The sequence below is a fragment of the Modicisalibacter ilicicola DSM 19980 genome, from assembly GCF_900128925.1.
Lineage (GTDB): Bacteria > Pseudomonadota > Gammaproteobacteria > Pseudomonadales > Halomonadaceae > Modicisalibacter > Modicisalibacter ilicicola.
Genome location: NZ_FQUJ01000007.1, coordinates 16,527 through 29,343, shown reverse-complemented (window position 1 = coordinate 29,343; position 12,817 = coordinate 16,527). Strand labels below are relative to the sequence as shown.

14 protein-coding genes are annotated in these 12,817 nt (G+C 65.0%); 1 reads left to right on the top strand and 13 read right to left on the bottom strand.

Annotated features, from left to right (window positions below):
* Window positions 1-221 precede the first annotated feature (221 nt).
* Window positions 222-1,496: an O-acetylhomoserine aminocarboxypropyltransferase/cysteine synthase family protein gene (locus BUA41_RS09020; RefSeq protein WP_072821961.1), complete on the top strand. Its 1,275-nt coding sequence runs from the start codon at window positions 222-224 to the stop codon at window positions 1,494-1,496.
* Window positions 1,497-1,514: 18 nt separating this feature from the next.
* Here BUA41_RS09020 and fliR read toward each other — a convergent pair whose 3' ends face one another.
* The 13 genes from fliR to fliF form a co-directional block, all read right to left on the bottom strand.
* Window positions 1,515-2,306 carry a flagellar biosynthetic protein FliR gene (gene fliR, locus BUA41_RS09015; RefSeq protein ID WP_072821959.1) on the bottom strand — a complete coding sequence of 264 codons (792 nt, stop codon included), beginning with the start codon at window positions 2,304-2,306 and terminating at the stop codon, window positions 1,515-1,517.
* 1 nt (window position 2,307) lies between these two features.
* Complete coding sequence (gene fliQ, locus BUA41_RS09010; protein ID WP_072821957.1) at window positions 2,308-2,577, bottom strand: flagellar biosynthesis protein FliQ; 270 nt, start codon at window positions 2,575-2,577, stop codon at window positions 2,308-2,310.
* Between the two features lie 37 nt (window positions 2,578-2,614).
* Entirely contained in the window at window positions 2,615-3,388 is a 774-nt protein-coding gene (gene fliP / locus BUA41_RS09005) for a flagellar type III secretion system pore protein FliP (protein WP_072821955.1), read from the bottom strand.
* Window positions 3,385-3,846, bottom strand: a complete 462-nt coding sequence (fliO, locus tag BUA41_RS09000; protein WP_072821953.1) for a flagellar biosynthetic protein FliO — start codon at window positions 3,844-3,846, stop codon at window positions 3,385-3,387. Before fliO ends, fliP begins: the two co-directional genes overlap by 4 nt.
* Window positions 3,843-4,370: a flagellar motor switch protein FliN gene (gene fliN / locus BUA41_RS08995; protein WP_072821951.1), complete on the bottom strand. Its 528-nt coding sequence runs from the start codon at window positions 4,368-4,370 to the stop codon at window positions 3,843-3,845. The genes fliO and fliN overlap by 4 nt, the downstream gene beginning before the upstream one ends.
* Window positions 4,363-5,403 carry a flagellar motor switch protein FliM gene (fliM, locus tag BUA41_RS08990; RefSeq protein WP_072821949.1) on the bottom strand — a complete coding sequence of 347 codons (1,041 nt, stop codon included), beginning with the start codon at window positions 5,401-5,403 and terminating at the stop codon, window positions 4,363-4,365. Before fliM ends, fliN begins: the two co-directional genes overlap by 8 nt.
* Before the next feature lie 7 nt (window positions 5,404-5,410).
* On the bottom strand, window positions 5,411-5,911 hold the full coding sequence (gene fliL, locus BUA41_RS08985; RefSeq protein ID WP_072821947.1) for a flagellar basal body-associated protein FliL: 501 nt from the start codon (window positions 5,909-5,911) through the stop codon (window positions 5,411-5,413).
* 208 nt (window positions 5,912-6,119) lie between these two features.
* Window positions 6,120-7,412: a flagellar hook-length control protein FliK gene (locus BUA41_RS08980; RefSeq protein ID WP_072821945.1), complete on the bottom strand. Its 1,293-nt coding sequence runs from the start codon at window positions 7,410-7,412 to the stop codon at window positions 6,120-6,122.
* A gap of 14 nt (window positions 7,413-7,426) precedes the next feature.
* Window positions 7,427-7,897: a flagellar export protein FliJ gene (gene fliJ / locus BUA41_RS08975; protein ID WP_072821944.1), complete on the bottom strand. Its 471-nt coding sequence runs from the start codon at window positions 7,895-7,897 to the stop codon at window positions 7,427-7,429.
* A 37-nt stretch (window positions 7,898-7,934) separates the two neighbouring features.
* The gene (gene fliI / locus BUA41_RS08970; RefSeq protein ID WP_084671349.1) at window positions 7,935-9,344 is read right to left on the bottom strand and encodes a flagellar protein export ATPase FliI; all 1,410 of its coding nucleotides are present in this window, start codon (window positions 9,342-9,344) and stop codon (window positions 7,935-7,937) included.
* Window positions 9,341-10,078, bottom strand: a complete 738-nt coding sequence (locus BUA41_RS08965; protein WP_072821940.1) for a flagellar assembly protein FliH — start codon at window positions 10,076-10,078, stop codon at window positions 9,341-9,343. Before BUA41_RS08965 ends, fliI begins: the two co-directional genes overlap by 4 nt.
* A complete protein-coding gene (gene fliG / locus BUA41_RS08960) occupies window positions 10,071-11,069 on the bottom strand; it encodes a flagellar motor switch protein FliG (protein ID WP_072821938.1) in 999 nt (332 codons plus the stop codon). Before fliG ends, BUA41_RS08965 begins: the two co-directional genes overlap by 8 nt.
* A complete protein-coding gene (gene fliF / locus BUA41_RS08955; protein ID WP_072821936.1) occupies window positions 11,062-12,756 on the bottom strand; it encodes a flagellar basal-body MS-ring/collar protein FliF in 1,695 nt (564 codons plus the stop codon). The genes fliG and fliF overlap by 8 nt, the downstream gene beginning before the upstream one ends.
* Between the last annotated feature and the right edge of the window lie 61 nt (window positions 12,757-12,817).

Here is a 12,817-nt window from a genome sequence, read left to right as displayed (position 1 = left end):
GGAGCTCGCTTCAGCGAGCGAGGGGTTGATTCATCGCCGGATAAATCCGGCTCTTACCACACCGGTGGCGCTGATCACTCGTGGGAGCTCGCTTAAGCGAGCGATGGTATGATCAATCGCCCAATAAAATCGACTTCTGCCAGCCCGGTGGCCGAGTCGACGACTCTTGGATAGCATCGCTGGTAGAACTCCATTCTCGACAACAACACCAAGGAATCACCATGAAGCCCGAGACCATCGCCCTGCACCACGGCTACGTCGCCGACGATCAACATGCCGTGGCGGTGCCCATCCACCAGACCACCTCGTTTTCCTTCGACAATGCCCAGCACGCAGCCGATCTGTTCGATCTCAAGGTGGAGGGCAACATCTATTCCCGAATCATGAACCCGACCTGTGCCGTGCTGGAACAACGGCTCGCTGCCCTGGAGGGCGGCATTGCCGGGCTGGCGGTGGCTTCGGGCATGGCCGCGATCACCTATGCCATCCAGACCGTCGCCGAAGTGGGCGACAACATCGTCTCGATCAGCGAGCTCTATGGCGGCACCTACAACCTGTTCGCCCATACCTTGCCGCGCCAGGGCATCCAGGTGCGTTTTGCCGACAAGGACGATATCGCCGGCATCGAGGCATTGATCGACGAGCGCACCAAGGCGGTGTTCTGCGAAAGCGTGGGCAACCCGTCCGGCAGCATCGTGGACATCCAGGCCCTGTCAGAGGCGGCGCACCGCCATGGCGTCCCGCTGATGGTCGACAACACCGTGGCAACCCCTTTCCTGTGGCGGCCCATCGAGCAGGGAGCGGATATCGTCATCCACTCCGCCACCAAGTACATCGGCGGCCACGGCACCACCGTGGGCGGGGTGATCGTCGACTCCGGCAAGTTCCCCTGGGCGGACCAACCCCAGCGCTTCGCGTTGCTCAACGAGCCGGATGTCTCCTACCACGGCGTCAGCTATACCCGGGACGTGGGCGAGGCCGCCTTCATCGCCCGGGCACGCGTCGTGCCGCTGCGCAACATGGGGGCCGCCTTGTCCGCCCAGGCGGCCTGGAACCTGCTGCAAGGGCTCGAGACCCTGGCGCTGCGCATCGAGCGGATCAGCGACAATGCCCTTGCCGTGGCTCGCCATCTGGAAAACCACCCGCAGGTCAACTGGGTCAACTACGCAGGGCTCGAGAGCCACAAGGATCACGCCCTGGCCAGGCGCTACATGGACGGCCACGCCTCGGGCATCCTGAGCTTCGGCATCAACGGTGGCCTCGAGGCGGGCACGCGGTTCTACGATGCGCTGAAGCTGGTGCTGAGGCTGGTCAACATCGGCGATGCCAAGACCTGCTCGTCGATTCCCGCCGCGACCACTCATCGCCAGCTCAACGAGCAGGAACTCGCGTCCGCCGGCGTCAGCCCGGACATGGTAAGGCTGTCCATCGGCATCGAGCATATCGACGATATCGTTACCGATTTAGACCAAGCTCTGGAGGCTTCGCAAAAATAGAGTGGCCAATGGCGCCGTTCAGCCGATCGGCGCCATCAGGGGCAATAATTCCTGCATGAACAGGAACCCCTGGGAAAACAGCCTCTCCAGGTAACGGCCCAGGTCCAGCATCAGCACCATCAGCAGGATCAGGCCCACGGTGAGGGTCATCGGGAAGCCGATCGAGAAGATCGTCAACTGTGGAGAGGCCCGGTTGAGGATGCCCAGGGAGAGATTGATGATCAGAAGCGATGCCACCAGCGGCAGGGCCAGCAGCAGCCCGGCGGAGAAGATCGTGCCGCCGTAGCGAGCCAGCATCTCCCAGGCGTCGGGATTGAAGCCGCCCAGGCCGATGGGCAGGGTCTCGAAGGAGTTGGCGAGGATCTCGATCACGACCAGATGGCCGTTGAAGGCCAGCAGCATCAGCAGCGCGATCATGTAGAGAAAGCGCGACAGCACCATGGTGTTGGCACCGGTGTCCGGCGAAAAGAAGGTGGCGAAGGCCAGGCCCATCTGCAGGCCGATGTACTCGCCGGCGGCCATCACCACGGCAAGGACGACCCGCATGACCAGCCCGATGGCCACGCCGATCAGCATCTGCTCGATCATGAGGCCCAGGCTCGCCCAGGAGATGATCGGCACGTCAGGCAACGGGGGCAGTGTCGGCGTGATCACGATGGCCAGGACCACCGCCAGGCCGATCTTGACCTGTCGCGGCACGGCGGAATGGCCCCACAAGGGGGCCGCCATGAGAAAGGCCGTCAGCCGGACGAAGGGCCATAGGAAGGTGGCGAGCCAGCCCTGAAGCTGGTCGAAGGTGACCTCGACCATGTCAGCCCAGCATCAGCGGGATACCGCGAAACAGCTCGGTGGTGTAGTTGGTGATCAACTGGAGCAACCAGGGGCCGGCCAGCACCAGGGCACCGAAAACCCCGAGAATCTTGGGGATGAACGACAGCGTCATCTCGTTGATCTGGGTGGCGGCCTGGAAAAGGCTCACCAGCAGGCCGATGGAGAGTGCCGTGAGCAGCAGCGGGCCCGCCAGGAACAGCGTGACCTTCATGCCCTGGTAGGACATGCTCATTACCATTTCCGGTGTCATTGCGCACCTCCTTGGTCAGGGAAATCGAACCCGAACATCAGATGTAGAAGCTCTCGGCCAGGGAGCCGATCAACAGCTGCCAGCCATCCACCAGCACGAACAGCATCAGCTTGAAGGGCAGGGAGATGGTCGCCGGCGGCACCATCATCATTCCCAGGGCCATCAGGACGCTGGCCACTACCAGATCGATGATCAAAAAGGGGATGAAGATCGTGAAGCCGATCTGGAACGCGGTCTTCAGTTCACTGGTGACGAAAGCCGGCAGCAGCACGCGCATGGGCACGTCTTCCGGTCCCTGGAAGGTGCCGGCATCGGCCAGTCGCGCGAACAGGGCGATATCCGGCTGGCGAGTCTGGCCGAGCATGAACTCACGGAATGGCTGGCTGCCCAGGCGCAGGAATTCATCGAAATTGATCTGGTCGGCGGAAAAGGGTTGCCAGGCCACCTCGTACACCTGGCCGATCACCGGCGACATGACGAAGAAGGTCAGGAACAGGGCCAGGCCCAGCAGCACCTGGTTGGGCGGTGCCGACTGGGTGCCCATGGCGGTGCGCAGCAGGCTCAGCACGATGATGATGCGGGTGAAGCCGGTCATCATCAGAAGCAGGGCCGGCAGGAAGGCCATGGAACTGAGCAGCAGCAGCGTCTGCAGGCTCAGCGACCACTTCTGCCCCCCGTCTTCGAGCGGCTGGCTGATGATGCCGGGAATGGCGGCCTGGGCCCAGCTTGCCTGGGGCCAGGCAAGCAGGAGCGAGACGAACAGCAGCGGGGCGAGCAGGCGAAGGCGCCGCACGGCATCCGTGGCGATCATCCCTCGTCTCCGGGCTTGCGCCCACGGCCGGCGAAGCGGTCCTTGGCATTGTGGCGCAGCGCAGAGGCGAAGCGGGATGCGAAGCTGTCGTGGCCCTGGACGCCCTGCGGCACACTGTCGGCTGCCGCTTCCTCCTCGGGAGCCGGCATCTGGTGCAGCGGCGTGATCTGGCCGCCACCCACGCCGAGCACCAGCCAGGTGCCCTCCACATCGACGATCACCACTCGCTCGCGCTGCCCCACGGCGGTGCTGGCGACCATTCTGAGGTGTTGTCCCGCGGCCTTGCGACCGGGGCCGACACGCTTGAGCAGCGCGCTGCACATCAGGATCACGGCGATGACCAGGGCCAGGGCGAGGGCGGTCTTGCCCAGGGTCGCCAGGCCGATCAGGGTGTCGCCCTGGGCGCCGCTGACAGCCTCGAGGGCGTCCTGGCCGGAAGTCGAGGAGAGCTGACTCATCGGTTGAGCTTCTGTACCCGTTCGGAGGGGGTGATGATCTCGGTGATGCGAATGCCGTACTTGTCGTCCACCACGACGACCTCGCCCTGGGCGATCAGGTAGCCGTTGATCAGGATGTCCATGGGTTCACCGGCCAGGCCATCGAGCTCGATGACCGACCCCTGGGCGAGTTCGAGCAGTTGCTTGATGGTGATGCGGGTGCGTCCCAGCTCCACGGTCAGCTTGACCGGGATGTCCATGATCATTTCCAGATCCCGGGAGACGCCACCGATGGCGCCGTCGCTCAATGGCTTGAACACTTGGTCACCCGCGGCGCTTGCCGAGCCGAAATCATTGCCGCTCTGAGGCAGTTCGATGTCGTCCTCGGACTCGGCTTCGGCTTGTTCGGCAAAGGCGGCTGCCCAGGGATCGTCCTCTTCCGACGCGCTGGCATCGCCCTGCGCTTCGGCCGCGCTCTGTTCGGCCATCGCCTCTGCCCAGGGATCTTCGGGGCTGTTCTGGTCGGGGTTCTTGGGATCAGTCATTGTCGGTTTCCTTGGCTCCCGGCACCAGACCGGGGGCAAACTTGGTGTTTTGGACGGCATGATCGATGAGGCGACGCACGCGCAAGGCGCGCTGGCCATGCTGACTGCCGAATTCGCAGTTCATGACCGGCACGCCATCGACCCGGGCGGGAACGATCTCGGGCAACTCGATAGGCAGCACGTCACCCACCTTGAGCGACATGACCTGGGCGATGCTGGCCTCGATATCCACGAAGTCGGCGACCAGCTCGACCTGGGAGTGCTTGATCTCGCCCGCCATGCGCTGGCCCCAATGGCGATCTCCACCTGCCCCATGGTCGGTGAGGGGGCCGGAAAGCCGATCGCGTACCGGCTCGATCATCGAGTAGGGCATGCAGATCTGGAAGTCGCTGGACAGGTTGCCGACTTCCAGGTGGAAGGTGCTGGTGACGACGATCTCGTTGGGCGAACTGGTGATATTGGCGAAGCGCACCTGCATCTCCGAGCGGACGTAATCGATTTCCAGGGGGAAGACCGACTTCCAGCTGTCCTGATAGGAGTCGATGGCCAGGTGCAGCAGGCGCTGGATGATGCGCTGTTCGGTATGCGTGAATTCACGGCCTTCCGACTTGGTCAGGAAGCGGCCGTCACCACCGAACAGGTTGTCGACCACCATGAACACCAGGCTGGGCGGAAACACGACCAGCGCGGTGCCGCGCAGGGGCTTCATGGCGATCAGGTTGACGTTGGTGGGCACCGGAAGATGCCGGGAAAAGTCGCTGTAGCTCTGGTAGCGCACGCTTTCCACGGTGATATCGGCGCTACGCCGCAAGAGGTTGAACATGCTCATGCGGAACTGGCGAGCGAAGCGCTCGTTGATCATGTCCAGTGCATGCAGACGTTCGCGGATGATGCGGTGCTGGGTCGCCGGATCGTAGGGGCGAATACGGCCCGTCGAGGACGTATCGCCCTTGTCGGTGGTCTCTTCTTCGCCACTGACGCCCTTGAGAAGGGCGTCGATTTCATCCTGCGAAAGCAGATCGTCTTGAGACATGGTGTCCCTATTGCACGATGAAGTCGGTATAGAGCACGTCGTCGATCGCCAGCGGTGGCTGGGGGTCGCCGAACGGCTCGTCGAAAAGCGCCAGAATCTTGTTGGCCAGGGCTTCCTTGCCCTCGGGGCGCGTCAGCTCTTCCGCGTACTGAGCCGACAGCAGCATCAGCAGGCGGCTGCGCACCTGAGGCATGTTCTCCTCGATCAGTGCGGCGGTCTCCTCGTCACCGACCTTGAGCGACAACCCGATGTACAAGAGGCGTTGTTCGTAATAGTCGCTCTGCACATTCACCGTGAAGGGCGTAATGCTCACGAAGATGGGAGTGGGGGCAACGATCGGTTCCGGTTCAGGCGCTTCCTGCTGGCTCTCGTCGGCGTGGGCCGAGGTGTTCGGAGCAAGCAGGTAATAAACGGCAGCCGAGCTGGCCATCGATATCGCGATAATCAGGATACCGAACAGCCACCAGGGCTTGCGGCTTTTATCATCGGTGTTCTGGTTATTGGCCATTATGTGTTCACGCCGTCATTGATCGGGGATAGCAAGGGGATTATGGCGGCAGCCCTCTCCTCGGGAAGGCAGGAAAAGACTGCCGTTATGGGTTCATCTCGCGGTTTTACTGTGATTGCCAAATGATATTGGTTGCTCGCCCGGGGCACGGATGACTTGTGCCCGGGCGCGACGAGAGCATGCATGGCACCACGAACGCCCGAAGGGCTCAGGCGTAGAGATTGATCCTGCCGCTCGGGGCGATGCCTTCGCTCACGGTCGGCGACTCCGTATCAACGTCGTCGGGGCTTCCCGTGGCCACATCCGCCGGCACGGCCTTGCCCTGCTCGGCGGATTGATCGCTGTCACGTTGCCGATGCTCGCCGACCATGGCTTCCCCGAGCTGGATGCCGCTTTCCGCCAGGGCTTCACGCAACTGGGGGATTGCCTGCTCGATGGCGGCGCGCACCTGAGGGTTGGTCGAGGCGAACTGCGCCTGGGCAAGCTGGTCGTCGAGCTTGAGGCTAATGCTCACGGGGCCCAGTTCCGCCGGGTGCAGATGGAGGTCGACACGCTGATCGCCGCGCTGGTGCATGGCCACCAGCTGCTGACCGAGGCCCTGTTGCCATTGCGCGGAGGCCAGCGGCGCGCTCAGGGCCGGTTGGGGCAGTCCTTGGGGCTGGCTCATGCCGTTCAGTGCCGTGCTACCCGAGGTGTTGCCGGCGGTGGAGAGCAACGCCGGGTTGGCAAGACTCTCCGCGCCTGCACGTCCAGGCAGGCTGCTCTGGCCACCGTCGATGGTGGCGACCGCCTCGAAGAAGGTGTTCGAGGCCTGCGTTGCGGTCGCCGGCATGCCTTCCTGGAAAGGCATGCTTGCCGCGCCCTGGGCAGTCAGAGCCTGGTGACGCAGGGCGCCTTTATCGGCCGTAGCGCCCAGGGTGGCGATATCGGCAAGCCTCTCCCGGGGCGTGGTCCTGGCGTCTCCAGCTGCTCCGTTGGTGGCGTTCAGCCCGGCGGCCTGGGGGGCCTGGGCGAGGGTGTCGCCTCGCTGGGCATCGGCAATCAGCTCCAGCCGCTGGCGAATGCCGGCGAGGGTTGTCTCTCCCGCGACCTGTCCTCCTTTCAGGAGCACGGAATCATCGGTCGGATTGCCTTGGACGTTGCCGGTTGCCATGCCGGCCTGGTTCAGGGCGTCGCCGGCCAGCAGGGTGGTGATCTGCTGCGCGAGCGGCGACAACTGTGCCGGGAGCTCGCCGCCGTCGACCAGGGTATCGAGCAGCGACGCCTCCTCGCCGGGTGCGAGTTCGCCGGCCATCAGCTTCTCGAGTGCGGCGACGGTGCCCGACTGGGTCACGCCCTTGAGCAGGCTGTCCTTGCCGTCGAGTGATCCGGCCGATGACTCGGCTGAATGGCCGGCTTGCTTGTACAGCTCGGCGAACCTGGCGCCATCGCCTGCCTCGCCCTTGAGGTTCCGGGTTGCAGGAGAAGCCCCTTGGGGCGTGAGCAACTGTGAAATTTCCATGACGCGACGCCTCCTCAGTGATTGGAGCCCGAATGGGCGGTATGGGCTTGACGGCGAAGCCGCATGCCGGCACTCATCTCATCCGCGAGGCGCTGCTCGCGGCGCGATACACGCTGGCGTTCGGCGCACTCGCGGCGATCGACGAGGGTGTCGTAGGCATTCAGCCGGCGCTGCTCGCTCTGCCAGCGCTGCTGGCCCTGGGCCAGCCGGGATTCGCGCTCGGCGAGCACTTGACGCGAGCGGGCGATGGCCTCGTCGAGGGAGCGCAGGAACTGCTGGTAGTTTCCCCAGCGGTCCGGGCCGATCCCCGTTTCCATGGCTGCCTGCAGTTGCTGGCGATACTCATGGCGATACTGCAGGAGCGTGTCGAGCTGGGTCCTGGCCTCTTGCTGGGCACGGCGCAGGCCACTCAGTTCCACCCCGGCATTGTCCCGGGAATCCCGGGCCAGGGTGATCAGGGTGTCCAGCGGTGTCGATGTCGCCATGGTCGTCTTCCTTCCTTCGTTGCGCCTGATGAGGCCATCATGCCGGCAGCAAGGCATCAAGCGCCTGATGCGTCTGGGTAATATCGGCACGTTCGTCGATGCGCTGTTGCAGGAACTGCTCCAGCTTGGGTTGCATCATCACGGCCTGGTCGAGTTGCGGATCGTGGCCCGGCGTGTAGGCACCGACGCTGATCAGATCCTGGTTGCGCTGATAGCGCGACATCATCTGCTTGAAGCGCTGGGACTGGCGCTGCTGTTCGTTGCCGACGATGGCGGTCATCGCCCGGCTGATCGAGGCCTCGATGTCGATGGCCGGGTAGTGCCCGCTCTCTGCCAGGGCGCGCGACAGCACGATATGGCCATCGAGGATCGCCCGGGCGGAGTCGGCGATCGGGTCCTGCTGATCGTCGCCTTCGGTGAGCACCGTGTAGAACGCGGTGATCGAACCGCCGCCCTGCATGCCGTTCCCCGCGCGCTCCACCAGGCCGGGCAGCTTGGCAAACACCGAGGGTGGATAGCCCTTGGTGGCCGGCGGTTCGCCGATGGCCAGGGCGATCTCGCGCTGGGCCATGGCATAGCGGGTCAGGGAGTCCATGATCAGCAGCACGTCGCGTCCGGCGTCGCGAAACCCCTCGGCCAGACGCGTGGCGTAGGCAGCACCCTGCAGGCGCTGCAGCGGTGAGGTGTCCGCCGGCGCCGCGACCACCACGGCGCGCCGACGCCCTTCGGCACCCAGGATGTTGTTGATGAAGTCCTGCACCTCGCGGCCACGCTCGCCGATCAGGCCGACCACGATCACGTCCGCCCGGGTGTAGCGTGCCATCATGCCCAGCAGCACCGACTTGCCCACGCCGGAACCCGCAAACAGCCCCATGCGCTGGCCGCGACCGACGCTCAGCAGGCCGTTGATGGCACGGATGCCGACGTCGATCTGGGTCTCGATGGGCGCGCGGGCCAGCGGGTTGAGTGGAGGCGTCGTCAGCGGGGCATGGGGGGCGTCGGTGAGCGGCGCCAGGCCATCCAGCGGCCGGCCGTTGCCGTCGACGACCCGCCCCAGCAGGCTCTCCCCGAGCGGGAAGCGTCGGGCGCTGCCCTGCTGGCCCCCTTCGCCAAGCGGAAAGACCCGCGCGCCGGGCAGCAACCCGCTGATTTCTTCCAGGGGCATCAGGAACAGCTTCTCACCGGAGAAGCCCACCACTTCCGCTTCCGCGAAGCGTTCGTTGTCCGGGACGCTCGATGACAAGGCCGAAGGCATCGAAAGTTCAATGCGACAAGCGCTGCCCAGCGGCACCCGCAGGCCGACCGCCTCGAGCACCAGGCCGGTGGCGCGCACGATGCGTCCACTGGCGCGATAGGGAGGAACGCCCTGAATGCGGCGCTGCACGCCCTCGATGGCGTCCTGCCAGCGACGCTGGTGGGGGTTCAAGGTATCCATGGCGGCACTCATGACGTGCCTTCCGGCGTGGCATCGTGGTGATGGCGGCGGCGTACCTTGCCGGCGATGGCCTCCCAGCGCGACTCCAGGGTGGCATCGAGTTCACCGCTGGCACTGGAGGCACGACACCCGCCCCGGGTGACCTGGTCATCCGGTTGAAGCTGCCAGCCGGCTGCCTCGAATTCTGCCCCGAGGTGCGACTTGACCAGCGACAGGTCGGCCGGGTTCAGCCAGAGTCTGGGGCGTCCGGTCAGCGCGGGTTCGGCGTGCAGCAGCTCGCGCACGATGACCAGTACCTGCTCGGGTCGGGCCTCGAGCGCCTCTCCGGCCAGCTGGCGTCCGGTAGCCAGGGCGAGGTCGGCCAGGCGTTCGGCGATCTCGTCGTCGAGGCCTGCCAGGGCAGTGCGGAAGTGCTCGGCCAGGGGAAGCAGTGAAGCCAGGGTCTGCTGGGTCTGGCGTTGCAGTTCCTGCTCCCCCGTGGCACGGCCTTCGTCGAGCCCTTGCTCGAAGCCAGCCTGCTTGCCCTGTTCGAAGCCCTCCGCGTAGGCGGCTTCATAAGCCTCCCGGCGTGCCTTCTCGCGTTCGGCTTCGAGCTCGGCGCTGCGCTGAAAGGCCTGCTGGCGAATGGCATCCTGGCGCGAACGATCCCGGGCCTGTCGGGAACGCTCCGAGACGCCCAGCTCGTCCATCTGCCAGGGGCGCCAGTCGCCCCGGTCGTGTTCCGGCAGGCTCGATCCTCTAGACATAGCTGTCGTCCCCTCCGCTCAGCACGATCTCGCCGTTCTCGGCCAGGCGACGCACCACCTGCAGGATCGCCTTCTGTTCGTTCTCGACGTGAGAGACCCGAATCGGGCCGCGGGCCTCGAGGTCCTCGGTGAGCAGCTGCGCCGCGCGCTGCGACATGTTGGAGGTGAACTTCTCGAGCAGTTCCTGGGGAGCGCCCTTGAGGGCCACCACCAGGGAATTGGTGTCGATCTCCTTGAGGAGGAGCTGGATGCCGCGATCGTCGATGTCGACGATGTTCTCGAACAGGAACATCTCGTCGATGATCTTCTGGGCGAGGTCCTCGCTGTGGGCGCGCACGGTCTCGATGATGGCCTCCTCCTGGGCCGAGTTCATCAGGTTGAGAATCTCCGCGGCGGTCCTCACGCCGCCCATCTTGCTGCGCTTGAGGTTCTGGCCGTCGAGCATGCCGCCGAGCACTTCGGTCAGTTCCTGCAGGGCGGCGGGCTGCACGCCGCTGAACGTCGCGATGCGCAGCACCACGTCGTTGCGCTGCTTCTCGCTGAACAGCTCGAGGATATCGGCGGCCTGATGACGCTCGAGGTGCACCAGAATGGTGGCGATGATCTGCGGGTGTTCGTCCCGGATCAGCTCCGCCACCATCGACGGCTCCAGGACATTGAGCGTGTCGATGCCGGAATTGGTACCCTTGGCCTCGAGGATGTCCTCGATCAGGCTCGAGGCACGTTCGTTGCCCAGGGCCTTGGTCAGTACCGCACGGATGTGGTCGCTGGTATGCAGGTTGAGGGCGGCGAACTGTTCGGCCTCGTCGTGGAATTCGTCGAGTACCGAGCGCATCTCCTCGTGGGAAATCTGGTCGAGCTGGGCCATCTCCATGCCCAGCGCCTCGACATCCTTGGCCGAGAGGTACTTGAATATCTCCGCGGCACTGTCCTCGTCCAGGGAGAGCAGCAGGATGGCGCTGCGACGGGTGCCGTTCATCTTCTTAGTCATGTTCTTTGATCCATCCCTTGACGACGAGGGCGACCATGCGCGGATCTTCCTGAGCCATGTCGCGCGCTGCCTTCAGGTTGTGCTCGTAGGCCGAGGCGCCACGCCGGCGGCGGCGGGGCGGCGGGGCCTCTTCCTCGAAGCCGTCGTCCGCTTGGGCGGCCGTGACCGCCCGGGGGCCGGCGGCTGCCGGCATCATCGGCCGCGCCTGGCTGTGACGCTTGACCAGCGGACGCACCATCATGAACCACAGGAACAGGGCGGCCAGGATGACCAGCAGATAACGCCCCAGGGTCATGGCCAGGTCGATGGCCTGCCGGGTCTGCCACCAGGGCAGTGGCTCCACGCTGTCGTCGCGCTGGATGAAGCTCGAGTTGACCACCTCGATGGCATCGCCGCGGGCTTCCGAGAAGCCCATGGCCTGGCGGACCAGACGCTCGATCTGGGCCAGCTCGTCGTCGCTCAACGGCTCGCGAACGGCCTGGCCCCTGTCGTCGGTTCCATCGCGGTAGTTGACCACCACGGCGACGGAGAGCCGTTCGATGTTGCCACGCCGGTACTGGACGTGCTCGACGCTGCGGTCGACCTCATAGTTGACCACGTCGTCGCGATCCAGACGGCTGGAAGGGCTCTTTCGGGATTGATCGACCTTGCCCTGCTCGTCGGTTTCGGTGCCCTCGTCGATGGGGGATTCGGGGTTCCCCGGGGGGGTGTTGGTCAAGGCGCCGGGGATGCCACGGCCCTGCGCGTCGCCACCGGTATAGGATTCGCTGGTCTGGCGGCTGCGTATCGCCGACTCGTTGGACCCCTGGTTGGGGTTGTAACGTTCGGCGGTCGCTTCCCGGGAAGAGAAGTCGATCTGGGCGGCCACCTGGGCGCGGACATTCTCGGGACCGAGAATCGGCGAGAGGATATGTTCTATGCGCTGCTGGTAGGAACGCTCGACTTCCTGGATATAGCTCAGCTGCGTACCGTCGAGGTCACCCAGACCGCTGCCCGAGCGCGACAGCAGGCGCCCGTCTTGGTCGACCACGGTGACCGCCTCGGAGGAGAGCTCGGGCACGCTGCTCGACACCATGTGCACGATGGCATTGATCTGGCCGTCGCCCAGGACGCGCCCGGGCTGCAGGGTCAGTACGACGGAGGCCTTGGCGGGTTTGCTGTCGCGCACGAAGACCGAAGGCTTGGCCATGGCCAGGTGGATGCGTGCCTGGGAAACGGGGCCCAGGGCTTCCATCGAACGTGCGAGTTCCCCCTCGAGGCCGCGCTGGTAATTGAGCCGCTCGGTGAACTGGCTGACACCGAAGGCCTGGGTGTCCATCAGTTCGAAGCCCACGTTGCCCCCCTGGGGGAGCCCCTGTTCGGCCAGTTGCAGGCGTAGCGCGTGTACTTGGTCGCCGGGCACCAGCAAGGCGCCGCCGCCATCGCTGAAACGGTAGGGGATGCCACGAGTGTCCAGTTCGCCGATGATGCGCCCGCCGTCGGCATCGCTGAGATTGCTGTACAACACCCGGTAGTCCGGAGTGCGGGCCCACATCAGCAGGGCGACCAGAATGGCAATCGCCGCGGCGCCCGCGATCAGCAAGGGGATCATCGGGCTCGTGCGCAGTTTCGACACGAGGCCGGCCGCAGACGTCGCCGCATTGGGGTTCGGCGAAGACGACTTTTGGGCCAAGGTGGCGTCGGTCATGCGCGCCTCCCGGCGTTAAAGATATTGCCCGCGAGGGCGATGTTATTCGTGTTGGCCCGGT

Coding starts and splice junctions, on each gene's coding strand:
- fliI (WP_084671349.1), bottom strand. CDS start 9,344: ATGAGTGCCGCCATGGATACCTTGAACCCCCACCAGCGTCGCTGGCAG.
- fliR (WP_072821959.1), bottom strand. CDS start 2,306: ATGGTCGAGGTCACCTTCGACCAGCTTCAGGGCTGGCTCGCCACCTTC.
- fliO (WP_072821953.1), bottom strand. CDS start 3,846: ATGAGTCAGCTCTCCTCGACTTCCGGCCAGGACGCCCTCGAGGCTGTC.
- BUA41_RS09020 (WP_072821961.1), top strand. CDS start 222: ATGAAGCCCGAGACCATCGCCCTGCACCACGGCTACGTCGCCGACGAT.
- fliP (WP_072821955.1), bottom strand. CDS start 3,388: ATGATCGCCACGGATGCCGTGCGGCGCCTTCGCCTGCTCGCCCCGCTG.
- fliG (WP_072821938.1), bottom strand. CDS start 11,069: ATGACTAAGAAGATGAACGGCACCCGTCGCAGCGCCATCCTGCTGCTC.
- BUA41_RS08965 (WP_072821940.1), bottom strand. CDS start 10,078: ATGTCTAGAGGATCGAGCCTGCCGGAACACGACCGGGGCGACTGGCGC.
- fliL (WP_072821947.1), bottom strand. CDS start 5,911: ATGGCCAATAACCAGAACACCGATGATAAAAGCCGCAAGCCCTGGTGG.
- BUA41_RS08980 (WP_072821945.1), bottom strand. CDS start 7,412: ATGGAAATTTCACAGTTGCTCACGCCCCAAGGGGCTTCTCCTGCAACC.
- fliM (WP_072821949.1), bottom strand. CDS start 5,403: ATGTCTCAAGACGATCTGCTTTCGCAGGATGAAATCGACGCCCTTCTC.
- fliJ (WP_072821944.1), bottom strand. CDS start 7,897: ATGGCGACATCGACACCGCTGGACACCCTGATCACCCTGGCCCGGGAT.
- fliQ (WP_072821957.1), bottom strand. CDS start 2,577: ATGACACCGGAAATGGTAATGAGCATGTCCTACCAGGGCATGAAGGTC.
- fliN (WP_072821951.1), bottom strand. CDS start 4,370: ATGACTGATCCCAAGAACCCCGACCAGAACAGCCCCGAAGATCCCTGG.
- fliF (WP_072821936.1), bottom strand. CDS start 12,756: ATGACCGACGCCACCTTGGCCCAAAAGTCGTCTTCGCCGAACCCCAAT.